Source organism: Vibrio sp. V42_P2S4T144, assembly GCF_009904715.1.
GTDB lineage: Bacteria > Pseudomonadota > Gammaproteobacteria > Enterobacterales > Vibrionaceae > Vibrio > Vibrio alginolyticus.
Window position 1 is genome coordinate 8,762 of record NZ_WXWS01000524.1, and the last position, 17,200, is coordinate 25,961.

Genomic DNA, 17,200 nt, shown 5'->3' on the forward strand with positions numbered 1-17,200 from the left:
TCATGATTACACCGAAAACATACAAGCCCCGTTCTGGGGCTTTTTTGTATCTGCAATTTCTATCAGCCGTGAAAACACTCGATCTAAATAAAACTATACGAATAGGAGTGTCTATCGATGGCAAAAATCGAATTTCCAGAAGGAGTGATGATTAGTAACGTTTCTATCACTCACGAAATCCCAACATTACAAACTGAGTCATTAAATTTGACTAGTCGAGGTCGTACACGTGGTATTCATCGAATCAAAGGTTCATTCGATGTTCACATCACCGATTTCGCAGCACAGCAAGCATGGACTGCTTTCATACTTAAACTACAAGGTCGCTTTAATTCATTTGAGCTTGATCTACCGCGACATTTCAAATCTGAAGAACGTAACCCACAACTGACACTAGCTGCGGGAATCGGTGCAAGTACATTAACGGTTAGTGGTGGTAGCTACGTCACAGTCGGGACATGTTTCAATGTTCCAAACGACAACAAAACATACTACATCACTGATATTAACGGCGACCAATTCACTATTTTCCCGAAGCTACGTACAGCCCAGCTAGTAAACACCGAAATCAATATCGAAACGCCAGTGATCAACTGTAGATTCGCAGAAGACAATCAAACGATTACATATTCAGAAAACGGATTTTTGGTTAAGCAAACTATCAACTTTGTCGAGGTGTTCTGATGGACGTTGTACTAGTTAGCATTGACCTTACTGAAACAATCGAAAACGGTGTTGTTCAACGCTTGTGCAGTGCTCCGTTCGATGTCGTTCATAACGGTTATCAATACACAGCCGTCGGTGACTTATTAGGGATCGAAGCGGTGAAAGAATCTGCTGATTTATCAAGTAAAGGTATTGGTCTTCAGTTAAGTGGTATTGATCCAGCTTACAGGCATGAAATCGACAACGCTGCATTCAAAAAAGCACCTGTTGAAATACTTCGCTGTGAACTACCCGATGACGCTGAAGACAATATTATCCCATCACAAAACGCTGTTGTATTTCATCGCGGAACATGTGACACGCCAGTAACCAAAGTTGATTACACCAACGGCACGATGACCATCGAGCTTCAGACTGAATCAGTGTTCGGCTCATTAGTAAAAACACCTGACTTGTGTCGTACCTCTCAAGCATCACACGAATCCCGACACCCAGGTGATGAATTTTTTAAATACGTAGCTTCGTCTGCACAAGAAGAAATTTGGAGAACTTAATGGATAAGTTGAGATTCAAAACAATCTTGGCCACATATCGCAACAAAAAGCGCGTGTGCGGCCAGATAGATTGCAACTTACTAGTGCTCGAACTGTTTGAGCCAGAAATGTTTGAACAGCTTGTCGGGCGATATACAACTACTCGTGGTGGGGCACGCGTCGCGAACAAACTATTTGGCTTCAAATCTATTCGAGACTTTTTAACCACAAACAAGAACTACGAACAGAGAACGTTCAATGAGATTAGTTTCGGAGACATCATCGTAACAGGAATAGATGTGATGGTCTGTGTCGGGACTTATGCGTTTGGGGTGTCTACGAATCATCGCTTCGAAATGATGAAGCTAAGTAATAAAAAGAATCAATTAATTTTTAGGAGAACTTCTTAATGGGTATAGCAGCCGGAACATGGGCTCTAATTGCATCGATTGCATCAGCGGGGGTTTCTCTTTATGTTGCGATGAATACACCTTCGTTCGATAAAGGAAGTGATGTTGGTACATCAATCAATAAGTCAGGTACAAGTGCTACACGAAACCCTGTTTACGGTACTACTTTGACGGGGGCTGTACCTGTTTACAACAACGTTAGAGACCATCATCAAGAGTACCTACTCAACGTTTTTGCATGTGGTATCGGTGTTACTGCGATTAAGCAAGTTTACATTGATGATGTGGAAGTCTTGGGTAGTGGTATCGGCGTAAATGGTTTACGTGAGACTGCAACAGACGGTCATGAACAATTACTTTTCTCAGGCGATCAGCTAAAGAATGGATTTCAGAAACAATGTCATGTGCAATTACGCGCAGGCCTAGATACTGGCGTACCGATGCAACTTGCTATCGATAATAGTGACGGTGAGTGGACTGAAGCGATGCGCGGCGACCGTGTGTGTGCAATGTCTATCAGAAGTAAACGCATTGTTGATGACGAAGGCGTTCGTATTCTAAGTGACCGTTTTAAAGTGAACTTACTTGTTGACGGTTTACCGCTGTACGACCCACGATACATGAATATCGGCGATAAGATGTTTTACAACGACTTACCTAACGTGCCTGATGAGCATCGTCAAACTGGTCGAAACCCTGCGTTAGCAGTGCTTGATTATTTGACTGATGATTATTACGGGATGGGTATCCCGATGCATTACATTGATATTGATAGTTTTTGCCAATCAGCAACATTCTGTGATTACAATAGGTTACATGTCGACGGACAAATCGATAGTTCTTCACCTTATGCTGATAATCTACGTGCAATAGCTGATTCAGCCAATCTGAGTTTGTTTATCGAAGGGGGTTACATTACGTGTCGATTCGAAGACTTGTCGTTACCAGTTCAAGACTTCGACGAAACTAATATTATTAACGGTACGTTCAAAATTACTGAGCAAACGTCGTCGAGTTACGCAAACGTCATCGAAGTCGAGTACAAAAATACTGAATTGAACGATGAGCAAGATATCTTCACTATTCCCGAAGACACTCAAACTGATCCACAAATTCAATCAGACGGTTATATCGAGACTTCGACGATCAGTATGCCGATGACTCGCTACGCTGGTACTCAACGAAACGATTCATTCTCTCCAATGCGCTTCTTAGCCAACCGTGAATTAGCGCGTAATCAATATCAAAAGCAAGTTGAGTTCGACATTGATTTGTACGAAACACCAGTGCGTATTTTCGATGTGATTACTGTAACTGATGACAACCTAGGGTGGGTTGAAAAAGAGTTTCGTGTCACTGCTATAGAAAAGAGTGTCGTAGATGACCGTATCAATATAGGACATATTTCGTGTGTTGAATATGCAGATGAAATCTACTTGGGTACTAAAAACGGTGGCGGTGGTTCGAGTAAACCAAGCAATGTAGCTCTAACACCGCCAACAGGTTTGGCATTTGAACTTTCTGACTATACAACGCATGGCTACGGAACTCTGAGCTGGTCACGTACATGGTTTGAAACTGAAGCTGAGTTTATTGTTGATTACAAACGTTCAAGTGATTCAACGTGGACTCGTTTGGGTCGTACAAAAGATAGTTTCTGGGAGATCGCTCGTCTCTACCCAGATTCGTATGATTTCAGAGTAGCGACACAATCGAATATGTACGGAACGTCTAACTTCATTGTGTTATCTAATCAGGTTATTTCGTCATTAGGAACACTACCGAGTGTAACAGGTGTAACTGCTAAGTTTGACGGTGTTGATTGCGAGTTCTCTTGGGATGACATGATGAATGCTCAGGTAACGGGGTTGTATGCAAACCAGAAACTTGTACGTGAAATCTTCAGTCATTATCGAGTGTCATTGTACAACGTGAGTAACGGCGAGAGCTTGATAGGTACGTTTACTACGTCGAGCAATACATTCGCATGGACTTATGAGCAGAACGTCTCTGCGGGCGCTACACGTAATATCAAAGCACTTGTTGAAATCGTTGCAATTGATGGTTCTTACTCATCAGTTTCGGATGACTCACAAGTTATTGCTAACAACGAACAAATCGCGGTTATTGCATCAACAAACAATTACGGGCGATTAGGTGCGTTGTGGTTCAACTACAGCACAAGTGATGAGTCTGACTGGCAAGGTACAGAAATTCACATATCTAAAACATCGGGATTTAACCCGAGTGTATCAACTCTTGCTGCTGTTCTTGGCAAACAAGCATCTTGGGTTTGGAACTTCCCTGAGAACACAGCAGACCAAGAAGTTCGTTATGTTCGTTTGGGTCATTTCGATAGTTTTGGTCGTGACGGTATTAACTACACTGCTGAAGAAGCATTGCACAATTCACACATCGATAATGATGCAACGCCTTTTGATGATACCGATTTACAGAATCAAATTGCAGCAAATGATGCAGTACTTGCGGCACATGAAGCTGAGTTAGGACAGCATGATGCACGTATGGATGGTCATGACAGTACATTAGCAAGTCACAACTTGCGTATGAATGACCATGATACGACTCTTGCTGCACATGAGACGACCATGAACAATTTGCAGTCTGATCTAGATGCAGCAGAACAAGCATTCAGCGAGCAGATACCTAATGTTTCAAATGAACTAAGTCAGCTACGCAATGCAGCTAACGCACCAACTTTACCGAGTGGAACGCCGATTGATACACGTATCAACATCGTAGCTTCGCCTGATAAGACTGCAACAGCCGCTTGGGGCTTGTTTGCTAGTAATACTGGCAAATCGCAGTTTATTGTTGCAGCAGATGAGTTCATTGTTGCTGGTGGTAATAATGGCAATGCAGCAAACGATGATGTTGCTTTCTATTTCTCGAATGGTCAGTTGTTAATTAACAATGCGACAATCAAGAACTTAACGGCTTCGAACATCGCAGCAAACGCGATTAACTCAAGTCATATCGCAGCAGGTTCTATCGTTGCTAGTGACATAGCTACAGGTACGATTACATCAACGCAACTTGCCGCAAATAGTGTAACTGCGAGTGAAATCGCAGCAGATGCCGTGACCGCTTCGAAGATTGCTGCGAACGCTATTACATCAAGTCATATTGCAGCAGGTTCGATTATTGCTAGTGATATAGCTACAGGTACTATTACTGCAACACAACTTGCAGCGAATAGTGTCACTGCTTCAGAAATCGCTACAAATGCGGTAACGGCTAATAAAATCGCAGCGGGTTCCATTACAGCAGCTAAAATCAGCTCGAATGCCATTGAAACCAATCACTTATCAACGGGAGCTATTACAGCAGCCAAGATTTCATCTGGTGCTATTACTGCAAGTAAAATATCGGCTGATGCAATCAATGGATCACATGTCAGTGCATCTAGCGATGTCGTTGTTGGTTCTGGTCATGACATTGTACGTTTGAATGGCTCTGACTCGACTTGGCGTATAGCTGCGGGTAATGCATCTATGTCGTCTTCTCCGTTTAGAGTCGATAAAGACGGTAAGATGTACGCGACTAATGCTGTTGTTTCTGGCTCGGTAACGGCAACGAGCGGTCGTATCAGCGGTTCTTTGTATGTCGGCACTGGAAACAACTCTAGTGATTACACTGTTTGGTACGGAAACAAGCATCCGAATACCAACGGCGAGTCATTCAGAATGGTCAGTGATGGTAAGTATCGTCTTCGTCAATGGTATAACGGACGAACTATTTGGTATCAGAACGATGGTTCAAGTTACTTCTTAGATGTAAACCCAGCCGCAAACACTGCGAAGTTCTACGGAACAGTACAAGCAGAAAAAATTGTCGGCGATATCGTCTCTGCAACAGCTAAAGACATGAATTACCGCAGCAGTAATGCGTCTGTGTCGAGATATTCATGGTTGAATGTTACGCAAGTAACAATAAGTAACTCAAGACCTTATGATCGAACATTGATTATTGAACCGATGAACATCGATTCTATCTTTGTCACGATCTACTCGAATTCAGGTGGACAGTACGATGCTATCTATCGTCTGGTTGATGAAAACGGAACCGTTTTCTTCGAAAGTCGAATAGATAATAAGTTTTTCACTGGTAGCACACCACCTTATAAAGCAAGTCCGTCAGTTAGAAGAGTATTTGCTAGTATCCCTGCATATACTCCAGCGGGTGTACTGTACCTTCAGTTTAGGTGTACGTCGCGAGATACATTATCAACGTATATTGATTACGACGGTGACAGAAGACTTAATCATAAACTGACTGCTCAGTTGTTCCAAAACAGTAATGAAATCCACTAATTGAAAGACTCCTTCGGGAGTCTTTTTTGTTTCTTCTAAATAAACGTATCAGAGGAGAAACAAGCAAATGGCAAAGATTACTGAACATATCACCGAAACTCGTGGTGATACTATTTTTAGTCCAACGTGGTTCATTCTTGTCGAAGATTTACCGCCAAATGTAACTTATCAAGAAATCGTAACTGGTATTGCTAATGGCACATATACGCCAGTTGACCTAACAGCATACGAAATTAAAGGACAGGTTCGAGCAACACCACAAGGTACGGTCGTTCTTGACTTACCGCTAGTCGTTACAGACGGCTACAAGCTTTCATTCACGATCCCCGCTGAAATCACCGCAGCATTTACAAACGAAAATCAAAGCTACGGCTACGACATTCAGTTCAAAACAATTGCGGACGGCACAGTAAAAACTTGGATCGCTGGAAAACTAACAATCACAACTGATTACACATACACAGAATAAGGGGGCGACATGCCATCATTTGTCAGTGTGAAGTCTCCGAACTTCGGTTCAGTGGCTCAGATCAACAAAGAAGAAATTACAAACGTTTACAAGCTCGATAATGCTGATATTCAAAGTTACTACAACGAGCAATCGCGAGAATATCGCGACAAAGCACATCAATGGGCTGAAGAGTCAGAAAACGTTGAAGTTCAACCAAACGAATATTCAGCGAAGCATTACAGCTTGAAATCACGTCAAGCAGCGAATGATGCGTCATTTGCACAAACTAAAGCAGAACAAGCACAAGCATTGTCAGAAAGCGCAGAAGAAGCGGCAGCACTGAGTGAAGTTAATGCATCAACGAGTGAAGCCAATGCCAAATCTAGCGAAACAAGTGCAGCAGAATCTGCTTCAGCAGCGTCACTAAGTGAATCTAATTCAAAAGTTAGCGAACTTGCTGCTAAGGATAGTGAAAATGCTTCAGCCACTAGTGAAGCCAATGCTAAAGCTAGTGAGTCAGCAGCAGCTACAAGCGAAACAAATGCCAAAGCTAGTGAACTTGCTTCTAAGAACTCAGAAAGCGCAAGCCGTACGTCTGAACTAAATGCATCACAAAGTGCGACAGCAGCAGCTACAAGCGAAACAAATGCTAAAACAAGTGAACTTGCTGCAAAGTCATCTGCGACTAATGCCGATACGTCTGCATCTGAAGCGAGAGCTGATGCTATTAGAGCAGAAATCGCTGCGGACGCAGCCGCTAGTGCTTTATCACCTAAAGGGGATTGGGATGCCTCGACAGGTCTATTTCCATCGCCAACAATGTCACCAGAGCGTGCAGATTTTTATCAAATTTCTGTAGCGGGAACGATGAGTAACTCGAACGCAGCGCAGCCTGATATCTCAGTCGAAGTTGGTGATCAATTGTATTGGAATCTTGAGAAAGACATCTGGTACAAAATTGATAACACCGATTTGGTTCGCACAGTAGACGGAATGCAGGGTGATGTCGTAATCGACAAATATACAAAAGCAGAAGTCAATGCAATTGAATCGGGATTACAGAATCAAATTGACACAATCACCCCAACATCTATCGGTGCTTTACCTGTAAACGGTACTGCGAACAAAGCTGATAAATGGACTAATGCTCGCAAAATCACTCTAAACGGCGACGCGAGTGGTATGGTGTCGATTGATGGTAGTTCAGACGTTACTTTGAATGTCACTGTAGCGAATGATTCACACACTCATGATGACCGCTATTACACAGAAAATGAAGTAGATGCTATCGAGAGCGTATTGCAAAGCCAGATCGATAACCGTATTGATAAAGATGTTGGTTCACTTTCTGAATCCGAAGTAGACGCCTTATTTTCAGCAGGTAAGATCGAGATTGATCGTACTGACTCAAATATTTCAGGTATTGCAGGCACACGTTCACTGATCCACTTACCGAATGGTCAAGGTGGGTTTCAGTTAGCAGCTCGTAGTATTGGTTCAGAGATCCATGTGCGTTCTGCGAATGCAGGGGATGGGACTATTGGCCCATGGGAACGAATCTATACGACAGGGTATAGACCTTCACCGTCTGATATTGGTGCTTTGCCTTCTGGTGGTACGGCAGTAGCTGCTGATAAATGGGCTACACCTCGAACCATAACAGTAGATGGTGATGTAACTGGTTCAGTTGCTATTGATGGCTCATCTGATGAAACAATTACTACAGAAGTAAACCCATACATCGTATGGAAGGTAGGCACAGTTGATATTACTGATGATGATGTACGTAGCGTTTACTTCATTTTAGATGATTACGATGGAAACGGTTTTTCCGGTAAATTAATTAGTCATCGCAGAACGGGCAACACTTGTTCATTTAACTTTGATGTACATGCGATCAAGCAAACTACAGCAGGGGATAATGGTTCATATCATGCTACGGGTACTATCGCTCAAGATAGTCTTGAAGTTTCTATTGTACGTGTGATGTATGAAGGTGTTGAGAAGTTGGCATTGAAATTTGCTGATGTTCCTCGGTTCCATAAACCAGCACGTTTCTCTTTCTTCAATGCAGCATCTGGAGCAGAAAGCCATGATGTTATTTGTGTCACTGATGACAAGATTACGTCAGAATCAGCAGTAGTTGTATCCCAGAGTTCATTTAAGAAAACCTATGGTGTTAACAATACCTACTTGTCTGGTTCACTGACTGTAACGGAAGGTATTACATCTAAGGAAATCAAACATCCAGATAACCCGAGTGAACATGGTACTTACCTATATTCATCGGGATATACCTTTGTTACAGCTAATGAAGGCAATATTGAGTTGCGTCCCAAAGGTCTAACGGATTCTTCAAAACGTTGGACTATAGATAGTAGTGGTAGAGTAGTTCAATACCATAATGGCGGTTCTGCTTTTAAATTCCGTGATGGAGTAAATTCAGGTACTGGTACATCTTCTTTTATGGAATGGGAACACGATGATGGTGTTCGTCGTGGTTACTTGGGTTACGGTACAGCTAGCAACAACCACATGACATGGAGTAATAACGAAGGTTCTAATGCTATTACTCTTGCAGATAGTGGACGTATTACTTTTAATCCTGGTTCAGATGATGCAGTAGATATGGAAAATGCTGCTCTGTACTATGGACGCAGTTACTGTAATTCTGCTGTTGGTGGTTCATGGGGACATGGTTCATATGCTGCTACTGCTTTACTGAATACAAACTCAGGTTTGGCCTACAGTGTATTCAAGATGGGTGCTGATGGCCCTAAGATGCAAGCATTAGGTGAAGGTGGTAGTACTGTTCGTTTGTACCCAGAAGGCGGTAGTTCAAACTTTATAGCGTGGCAACCGCATAACATGACCCATTACTATACTGGTAATACTAGTATGAGTTGGGATATGCAGGCGCAAGCTAACAATGTAAATACATCTCTTAGGTTACGAGAATCTAATGGCGTACATGGTACTGAGTTTGGTTACGCAGGCGCATCTAGTACTAATGAGTTTTTTCTTAACATGCGTGAAAATAGCGTAGATAAACGTGCATTTAGTATCTATCGTGACCGTAGTCGTGCAATCTTCAATACTAACCGTTTGGATGTTGAATCTAGTGGTGCTGAGAAGATGCTTCTGTACCGTTCAGACGGTGATGCTAACGTAAACATCCGTTACTCAAGTAACTCAGGTACTGATGTATGGGCAGGTAAGACTACAGATAACTTTGCTATTGGTAATGCTTCTGACCTATCTTCATCAAGTAACCAATGGATGATTATTGGTGCACCAGCCGCTACGTTCCGAGTACCTGTTGTACTAGATGGGGGTTCGCCTTCAGGCAGTCATGCTATTCGTCGTGATTGGGCTGAAGATAACTTGTTCCGTCGTAGTGTACAAAGTGTTACTTCACAGGATTGGAATACTTTATATAAATCTGGACACTCTTCTGTTAACGGTACCTCTGGTTCTAATCGACCAGCTACGACATTAGTAGGCGGTTCATACTCATATGGTTGTCTGTTAGCCATGTCGCATACTAATACGAACAGTGGTGTGAAGACTCAGCTTTACTTCCCACACAACCAGAGTTCACCAGACGCATCATCACGTCTACCAGTGTACCGTACAGGTTATACCGGTGATTACGGTAACTGGCGTAATCTGTTAACGCTGCAATATGCTGATAACCGATACACTCAGACCTCTTCTGATGAACGTTTGAAGACTGACATTGAAGAAGTAAAAGGTGCGTTGGACTTAGTGAACCAAATTGGTTCTTACTCATACATCAAAGAAAATGCTGAGATTACTCAGATGATCGATGAAGATGGTGAGTATACAGGTTCAGAAGAACACTATCGTTTTGAGATGGGTTTCATTGCTCAAGAAGTTGAGAAAGTGCTACCTCATCTTGTGAAGGAAGATGCTCGTGGTTACAAAGCTATTAAGTCTGATGACAACACCTTGCTTGCGGTAGCTTACCAAGCTATACGCGAAGTTTCACTTGAGAACCAAGAACTGAAAGAACGTCTAGCAGCTATCGAAGCTAAGTTAGAACTTTAATGACAAAGCTCCTTCGGGAGCTTTTTTGTTATTAATGATCGCGACCTTTTTTGTTTCTAAATAATAGATACAACTAAGAGGTTAAGATATGCATCACTATTCAATCAAGATGTGCCGCGGCGATACCTTTCAGAGTGATTATTTCAAAATCTACGACGATTCAATCCCTGATACGCTTTCCGTTCAAGAGTTAGACGAAGCGGTCGCTAATGGCACTTACAAAATCATCAATGTCTCAGACTTAACGATAACCGGCATGGCTCGTAGTGGCTATGACGGACTAAAGATATTCGACTTAGATATCATCAAAGAGTCAGACCGATTTTACTTCGAAATTACCCCGACAAAAACAACTCCACTCAACGGCGGCTCACAAACACTTGTATACGACATTCAAGTAAAAGACGCAGATGGAATTGTCACTACGCTGATCAACGGAACGATTACAGTAATGCCAGACGCAACTACTGAACACGTTTTATAAGGGGGCGATATGTATGTAGTACGAATTCCTAGAAAACGTTTGTCAGTTACCAGAACAAAACGGCCACGTCTAAGTGTGGTAAGGGGGAAAAATGTCATTTAAGACAGAATGGTTAGCGTGGCTAATCCCTCTCGCAGTTGGTTACGGGGTTTTGCAACAACAAGTTACTGAAGGGGCCGAAGTTCAGAAGAGGCTCGATGTCAAAGTCGAAGCAATAACGACAATACAACAAAACCAACAAGTTGATTTAACTCGCATTAAATCAAACGTTGATCAACACGATAAAGAAATCGAGTCGATGCGTCCGATCTATATCGATTTGCAGAAAACGCTAGCGAGCTTAGATAAAACACTAGCTCGACAGCAAGTAAAGATGTCAACCATCGAAGATGACATCAAAGAAATCAAACAAGCAATAGTGAGAGACTAATGGCAATCAATCTTAAAGCGATAGCATCGGCAATGAACATCATCACACCGATTGCTAGTAAATTAAAAACTTGGATTTTCTCTGACGGGAAATTCAATCTGAAAAGGGCAGCAATCTTGCTATTGTCTGCATGTTTAATTGGCGGTTCGGTTCACTACATGGGATATGAGCAAACCGAACAAATCATCGAACTAGTTGATCAAGCGTCTGACATCATCGGTTACGCTGAGTGACAGGCTTTGACCATGACGAAGAATCGTAATCAGGATTGGCAATTGAATCATCATGCTCTTCAATTTCAGTCGATTCTGGTTCTTCGTAATCTTCATTATCAATAATCGGTGACAAATCAGTTGTACTATAAAAAGCATCGCCTGATGGAAGTACAGTCAACGTAATGACATAACCGTTATGTTGATAAAACTTAGCAAACAGCGTTTTCGTATGACGATTTTTCGCTTTCACTTCAACTTCAACTTTTTGAATTAACGAACGAGCAAGCAAGTTAAACGATTGAGGGTTGTCTCTATGTGAGTACAATTCATCGACAGTGACGGTCGCTGCTGGCTTAATCGTCGCTTTCAATTCGTTAATCTGACGTTCGACGATTTGTGATGTACTAATCAACGCAGTGATATCAGTTTGAGTCAATATAGCTTGCTGTAAGCTTTCAAGCTTTGCTTCTAATGCTCGTAGCTGGGACTCTTTTTCGCGATTGTCACTGCTCAACGTCTTTTTAATCTTTAATCGTTTACATGCTGCGACTAGATACTTGTCCATGTCACGATAACCAACAGCGTCGCAGTAAATCCCTTTGCCAGCATTCGTACAACGATAAGCAACGTATTTTTCACCCGTACGCATTTTAGATGTCTGGCGAGACATTGTTGCACCACATTTCGCACAACGAAGCAATCCCTTAAACGGGTTCAAGCCGCTATCTTTCGCAGTCGTCGCTTTCGACTTCGGGTTCATCAACATGAACTCTTCATACGTCAATAGAGCAGGGTAGTAGTTCTCTATCAAATCACTATTGATATACTTTCCGTCTTCGGTCTTCTCGGTAGTCTGCCATGCACCGTAAATCGCGGGATGCGTATATAGCTTTCTAAGAGAAGTCGGTGACCACTTAGCAGCACGTGGTGGCGGGACATTCTCATCGTTCAAATGTTGTGCCATTTTGTTTTCACCGAAACCTTGCTGACGTAGTTCAATGATTCGTTGAATTGTCGGTAGTTTGTCACTGAACACGTATTCTTGCTTTTTTTCATCGAACTTTAGCCAGAATGGGCATACTTTCTTAGTAACACGACCATCTAACCCGTCTTTCTTCTTCGCGATTTTTGAAGCTTTGATACGTTGAGATTTTTGCAATGACTCTTTGTATGCAAGATCAGCAGCAACTGCGACTCTAATGACAATGGACAAGTCATTTAATGAATCACGTTCAAGAAGCATGTTGTCACCTGCAACGTACAACAGCACGCCATGTTGAACTATTTGCGTTATGAGTTGCTGAGTAACAGAGATCCCTTGGCGCGATAAGCGGTCTAGTCGCTCGATAACGATATGTGAACCTTTCTCAATAGAACCGTCTTCAACCATGTCGAGCATCATCTGCAAACCATCACGTTCTTTTTGCTTGAATGCTGAAATACCCATATCGGAGAAAGAGCGATCTTGATATACTCCGCCAACTTTTTCTGAGTAATTGCGTGCGATTTCCAATTGTCTTCTTACGCTATCTCCAGATTCTTGGCGTGACGTGGAGAAGCGAATGTAACTGTAGACCTTCGTTTTATTCATGCTAAATCCCTCAAATTTAAGACATTATACTTGATATGCTATTTACCAACAATATTACTCAACAATTCGGCGCTAAGCCGCTATTCGAAAACATTTCAGTTAAGTTCGGCGAAGGCAATCGCTATGGCTTAATTGGAGCTAACGGTTGTGGTAAATCAACCTTTATGAAGATCCTCAGCGGCGAGCTTGAGCAAACCAGTGGTAACGTAAGCTACGATCCAAACGAGCGCGTTGCAAAACTGAACCAGGACCAGTTCGCTTACGAAGAATTTACTGTAATCGATACCGTTATCATGGGTCATAAAGAGCTATGGGAAGTGAAGAAAGAGCGTGACCGCATCTACTCACTTGCTGAAATGAGCGAAGAAGACGGCATGAAAGTGGCTGACTTAGAAGTTCAGTTTGCTGAAATGGACGGCTACATGGCAGAAGCCAAAGCGGGCGAGCTTCTTCTTGCTGTAGGTATCCCAATGGAGCAACACTTCGGTCTAATGAGTGAAGTAGCACCAGGCTGGAAACTTCGTGTGCTTCTAGCGCAGGTTCTATTCGCAGACCCAGATGTGATGCTTCTTGACGAACCTACCAACAACTTGGACATGGACACAATCCGTTGGTTGGAAGATACGCTAAACGCGCGTAACTGCACAATGATCATCATTTCGCACGACCGTCACTTCCTAAACTCAGTATGTACACACATGGCTGACTTGGACTACGGTGAGCTACGCGTTTACCCTGGTAACTACGACGAGTACATGACGGCGGCTTCTCAAGCTCGCGAACGTCTACTAAACGACAACGCGAAGAAGAAAGCACAAATCGCTGAGCTACAAACGTTCGTTGCACGTTTCTCTGCAAACGCATCGAAAGCAAAACAAGCGACATCTCGTGCGAAGCAAATCGACAAGATCAAACTGGACGAAGTGAAAGCGTCTAGCCGTCAAAACCCATTCATTCGTTTTGAACAGTCTAAAGAGCTGTTCCGTAACGCTCTGATTGTAGAAAACCTGAGCCAAGGTTTTGAAGAGGACTTGTTCTCAGACTTCAATGCAATTTTTGAAGTGGGAGAGCGCGTTGCGATCATCGGTGAAAATGGTGTGGGTAAAACAACACTTCTAAACACGCTTGCTGGTGTACTTGAACCGCGTGCTGGTGAGTTCAAATGGTCTGAAAATGCAAACATCGGTTACTACGCGCAAGACCACGCGCATGACTTTGCAGAAGATATGAATCTAACGGATTGGATGGGTCAATGGCGTCAAGAAGGTGATGACGAGCAAGTCGTTCGTGGTTTCCTTGGTCGTATGCTATTTGGTCAAGATGACATTAAGAAGTCAGTAAAAGTACTGTCTGGTGGTGAGCAAGGTCGTATGCTGCTTGGTAAGCTAATGATGCACAAGCCAAACATGCTGCTAATGGACGAACCAACCAACCACATGGACATGGAATCGATCGAATCTTTGAACACGGCGCTTGAGCAATACAAAGGCACGTTGTTCTTCGTATCTCACGACCGTGTATTCGTAGACTCGCTAGCAACGCGTATTATCGAAATCCGCGATGGCAAGATCACAGACTTCAAAGGCACGTACTCTGAGTTCCTAAAATCTCGTGGCGTTGACGCGTAATTACTCGCAAAGCGTTTAAAAAGCAAAAGCCTCGCTATTTAGCGAGGCTTTTTTGATATTTGGCCTTAATCCTTAAACTGACCGGTTATATACGCATAGATCCCGACCACGCCAAAGGTAATAATCATAGAAAGCATGATACCGCTGGGCGTAAGCAGAAAATTCCACAATTGGTCATTATTCATAGTCCACATCCTCTGTGAATCCGCATTATTGGTTTTAGTTTACACTGAAAAGGTGTTATTGGTTGCCTTTTACATCAAATTCAACCTTGTCGGCTCCTGTAAACACTTGGAAGCGCAAACCTTTCGCACGCGCAATGGTCGTAATACCAAATTGCTTCGCTAGATCTAACCCCATTTGAGTAACGCCAGAGCGAGAAAGCAGAACAGGAATGCCCATTTGAGCCACTTTAATCACCATCTCTGATGTAAGGCGACCAGTTGTGTAGAAAATTTTATCTTCACCTGTTTCTTCTTTGAGCCACATCTCACCTGCAAGTGTATCCACTGCGTTGTGACGGCCGACATCTTCCACAAATGACAACACTTCATTACCTTTGCAAACCGCACAGCCGTGTACTGCGCCCGCTTTTTTGTAGGTGTCGTTGTAATGAGTTAACGCTTCCAGCGCAGAATAAATCTCTGACTGCTTAAGAGAAACTTGAGGCACTTGATAATTTTCAAGCTGCTTCATCACGTTGCCATACATAGTGCCTTGGCCACAACCTGAGGTGACGGTTTTCTTTTTCAGGGCGCCTTCTAAGTGTTCAGTGTTTTCTTTAGTAATCACCGCTGCGGAATGCGTTTCCCAGTCAATAATAACGGATTCAATCGCGGCTGGATCGGACAGGAAGCTTTGGTTTTTTAAATAACCCAGTACTAGTGCTTCTGGACGCGAACCTAGCGTCATGAGCGTGACCACTTCTTTCCAGTTCAGCATGACCGTAAGAGGACGCTCGCAAGCGATTTGCTTCGCGAGCTTTTCGCCGTACTCGTCGTACACATCGACTTCAATGGTTTGCAGGGGATTTTCACTGGTTTTAATAATATTTGGTTTCAGCACAGTCGTGTCCTAGTGATTAAGAGCGTTAGGTTGCTACGCATTTTAGCTTGTCGTGTCCTAGTGATTAAGAGCGTTAGGTTGCTACGCATTTTAGCTTGTTAAGTGGCTAGCAAATCTCATTCCAAAATAGCGGTTCCCACAGAAATTGCGAGGTTTTATGTCAACAATGCATTAAAACTGCGAGTTCGCAGTAATGACACATCAATACATTTGAGTTTCGTCTAGTTTGGTAATTATAGCCTGAGGGAGTATATAGACTAAGTTATATCAGCTTGGCGCGTTTATTGCTTCGAAGACAATAAAAATGGTCGAAAACGGGGCAAAATGTCCTGTGTGTTTTCAGACCAAAAATAGAAAGACTGGGTGAGTTATGTCGGATAAGAAAGATTTCGAAAAAAATTACGAAAAGACTGAGGATACATGGCCAATCGGCGTAGAGCTTGTTGAGCATGAGATCAGTACAGGGATTTGGGTGACAACCCAATGGCAGTTGACAGAATTTGCGCTGAATCCGACGGAAGAGACTCCAGATGTTTGTCTGTTGCAATTACATAAAGACGAGCGTACAGACTACCGCTTTAACTTAAGCTCTCAGCAACCTAAACTCTTTTTAGTGATGGATAACGTCGAGTCTGGTGAAAAACCAGCGATACAGTTACTGACGGCTTCACAATCTGTTGCGGCGCAATATATGGATGGTGATAACCTTGTACTATCTAACGATATGCCGTTAGCCGTTCAGGCTTGGATGGAAGCCTTTATTGGTCGTCACGGTGAGTTGTTAGAAGTAAGACGCAAGAAACGCAAAGGAGCAGGCAGAGCAAATGGCAACTAGTTTTTTAAGCCGTTGGTCGAAACGTAAACTAGAAGAATCTTCCCAACATGCTGAAGAGATCACGCCGATAGCAGAGACGGAACAATCCGAAGATAGTGTCACAGCGCTTTCAAACGCTGACGAAAGCTCAGATGCTTTGAACGTCAATGAGGATAGTCAGGCTCCAGACATTACCGCGAGTGTAGAGACTGAAAAAACCGAAGAAATGTCTGTGGCGCAACTGCTGGTTTCTGAAGCCTCAGAAAGCGTCAAGAAAGCTGCGCTGCGCAAAATGTTCTTGTCCGAAGAATTTAACGTGCGTGACGGCCTAGACGATTACGATGATGATTACAGTAACTTAAAGTCACTTTCTCAAGACGTCGCTGAGACGCTGCGTGATTGGGTTAAAGACAAAGTGGAAGACGAACCAGACGCTGAAACTGCGCAAGGGTCTGAGCTTAACGCTAACGATATCGCATCTGGGGTAGTTGAAGACGCAGAGTCAAAC

Annotated in this window: 14 protein-coding genes; 12 read left to right on the forward strand and 2 right to left on the reverse strand. The window is 43.0% G+C overall.

All coding sequences use genetic code 11. The features are described 5' to 3' along the window. The first annotated feature begins 117 nt into the window (after positions 1-117). From CAG68_RS17565 to CAG68_RS17605, 9 genes are all read left to right on the forward strand, one after another. Complete coding sequence (locus CAG68_RS17565) at positions 118-684, forward strand: hypothetical protein (RefSeq protein ID WP_161441436.1); 567 nt, start codon at positions 118-120, stop codon at positions 682-684. Continuing rightward, positions 684-1,220 (forward strand): hypothetical protein, encoded by a 537-nt coding sequence (locus CAG68_RS17570; protein WP_161441437.1) that lies wholly within the window; start codon positions 684-686, stop codon positions 1,218-1,220. The genes CAG68_RS17565 and CAG68_RS17570 overlap by 1 nt, the downstream gene beginning before the upstream one ends. After that, positions 1,220-1,609: a DUF6950 family protein gene (locus tag CAG68_RS17575; protein ID WP_161441438.1), complete on the forward strand. Its 390-nt coding sequence runs from the start codon at positions 1,220-1,222 to the stop codon at positions 1,607-1,609. Before CAG68_RS17570 ends, CAG68_RS17575 begins: the two co-directional genes overlap by 1 nt. Continuing rightward, positions 1,609-5,943, forward strand: a complete 4,335-nt coding sequence (locus CAG68_RS17580; protein ID WP_161441439.1) for a phage tail tip protein — start codon at positions 1,609-1,611, stop codon at positions 5,941-5,943. The genes CAG68_RS17575 and CAG68_RS17580 overlap by 1 nt, the downstream gene beginning before the upstream one ends. Positions 5,944-6,010: 67 nt before the next feature. Next, on the forward strand, positions 6,011-6,412 hold the full coding sequence (locus CAG68_RS17585) for a hypothetical protein (protein WP_158156449.1): 402 nt from the start codon (positions 6,011-6,013) through the stop codon (positions 6,410-6,412). A 9-nt stretch (positions 6,413-6,421) separates the two neighbouring features. Continuing rightward, complete coding sequence (locus tag CAG68_RS17590; RefSeq protein WP_161441440.1) at positions 6,422-10,465, forward strand: tail fiber domain-containing protein; 4,044 nt, start codon at positions 6,422-6,424, stop codon at positions 10,463-10,465. 88 nt (positions 10,466-10,553) lie between these two features. After that, complete coding sequence (locus tag CAG68_RS17595; protein ID WP_140289627.1) at positions 10,554-10,949, forward strand: hypothetical protein; 396 nt, start codon at positions 10,554-10,556, stop codon at positions 10,947-10,949. A 91-nt stretch (positions 10,950-11,040) separates the two neighbouring features. Next, on the forward strand, positions 11,041-11,379 hold the full coding sequence (locus tag CAG68_RS17600; RefSeq protein ID WP_158156453.1) for a hypothetical protein: 339 nt from the start codon (positions 11,041-11,043) through the stop codon (positions 11,377-11,379). Further along, positions 11,379-11,612: a hypothetical protein gene (locus CAG68_RS17605; RefSeq protein ID WP_158156455.1), complete on the forward strand. Its 234-nt coding sequence runs from the start codon at positions 11,379-11,381 to the stop codon at positions 11,610-11,612. Before CAG68_RS17600 ends, CAG68_RS17605 begins: the two co-directional genes overlap by 1 nt. On the opposite strand, the gene CAG68_RS17610 is transcribed toward CAG68_RS17605, so the two are convergent. After that, on the reverse strand, positions 11,593-13,185 hold the full coding sequence (locus CAG68_RS17610) for a recombinase family protein (RefSeq protein ID WP_161441441.1): 1,593 nt from the start codon (positions 13,183-13,185) through the stop codon (positions 11,593-11,595). The genes CAG68_RS17605 and CAG68_RS17610 overlap by 20 nt on opposite strands. Before the next feature lie 35 nt (positions 13,186-13,220). On the opposite strand from CAG68_RS17610, the gene CAG68_RS17615 reads away from it, so the two are divergent. Continuing rightward, positions 13,221-14,813 (forward strand): ABC-F family ATPase, encoded by a 1,593-nt coding sequence (locus CAG68_RS17615; RefSeq protein ID WP_161441442.1) that lies wholly within the window; start codon positions 13,221-13,223, stop codon positions 14,811-14,813. 240 nt (positions 14,814-15,053) lie between these two features. Here CAG68_RS17615 and CAG68_RS17620 read toward each other — a convergent pair whose 3' ends face one another. Beyond that, positions 15,054-15,878 carry a formate dehydrogenase accessory sulfurtransferase FdhD gene (locus CAG68_RS17620; RefSeq protein ID WP_054574149.1) on the reverse strand — a complete coding sequence of 275 codons (825 nt, stop codon included), beginning with the start codon at positions 15,876-15,878 and terminating at the stop codon, positions 15,054-15,056. A 370-nt stretch (positions 15,879-16,248) separates the two neighbouring features. Here CAG68_RS17620 and CAG68_RS17625 point away from each other — a divergent pair, with 370 nt between their 5' ends. Further along, on the forward strand, positions 16,249-16,713 hold the full coding sequence (locus CAG68_RS17625) for a DUF3305 domain-containing protein (RefSeq protein WP_161441443.1): 465 nt from the start codon (positions 16,249-16,251) through the stop codon (positions 16,711-16,713). Continuing rightward, positions 16,703-17,200 (forward strand): DUF3306 domain-containing protein (locus CAG68_RS17630; protein ID WP_161441444.1); only part of this gene is annotated, 498 nt, incomplete at its 3' end. The genes CAG68_RS17625 and CAG68_RS17630, both read left to right, overlap by 11 nt.

Bases quoted from the DNA above. Each gene is read 5' to 3' on its own strand.
- CAG68_RS17565 (WP_161441436.1), top strand. From the start codon at position 118: ATGGCAAAAATCGAATTTCCAGAAGGAGTGATGATTAGTAACGTTTCT.
- CAG68_RS17570 (WP_161441437.1), top strand. From the start codon at position 684: ATGGACGTTGTACTAGTTAGCATTGACCTTACTGAAACAATCGAAAAC.
- CAG68_RS17575 (WP_161441438.1), top strand. From the start codon at position 1,220: ATGGATAAGTTGAGATTCAAAACAATCTTGGCCACATATCGCAACAAA.
- CAG68_RS17580 (WP_161441439.1), top strand. From the start codon at position 1,609: ATGGGTATAGCAGCCGGAACATGGGCTCTAATTGCATCGATTGCATCA.
- CAG68_RS17585 (WP_158156449.1), top strand. From the start codon at position 6,011: ATGGCAAAGATTACTGAACATATCACCGAAACTCGTGGTGATACTATT.
- CAG68_RS17590 (WP_161441440.1), top strand. From the start codon at position 6,422: ATGCCATCATTTGTCAGTGTGAAGTCTCCGAACTTCGGTTCAGTGGCT.
- CAG68_RS17595 (WP_140289627.1), top strand. From the start codon at position 10,554: ATGCATCACTATTCAATCAAGATGTGCCGCGGCGATACCTTTCAGAGT.
- CAG68_RS17600 (WP_158156453.1), top strand. From the start codon at position 11,041: ATGTCATTTAAGACAGAATGGTTAGCGTGGCTAATCCCTCTCGCAGTT.
- CAG68_RS17605 (WP_158156455.1), top strand. From the start codon at position 11,379: ATGGCAATCAATCTTAAAGCGATAGCATCGGCAATGAACATCATCACA.
- CAG68_RS17610 (WP_161441441.1), bottom strand. From the start codon at position 13,185: ATGAATAAAACGAAGGTCTACAGTTACATTCGCTTCTCCACGTCACGC.
- CAG68_RS17615 (WP_161441442.1), top strand. From the start codon at position 13,221: ATGCTATTTACCAACAATATTACTCAACAATTCGGCGCTAAGCCGCTA.
- CAG68_RS17625 (WP_161441443.1), top strand. From the start codon at position 16,249: ATGTCGGATAAGAAAGATTTCGAAAAAAATTACGAAAAGACTGAGGAT.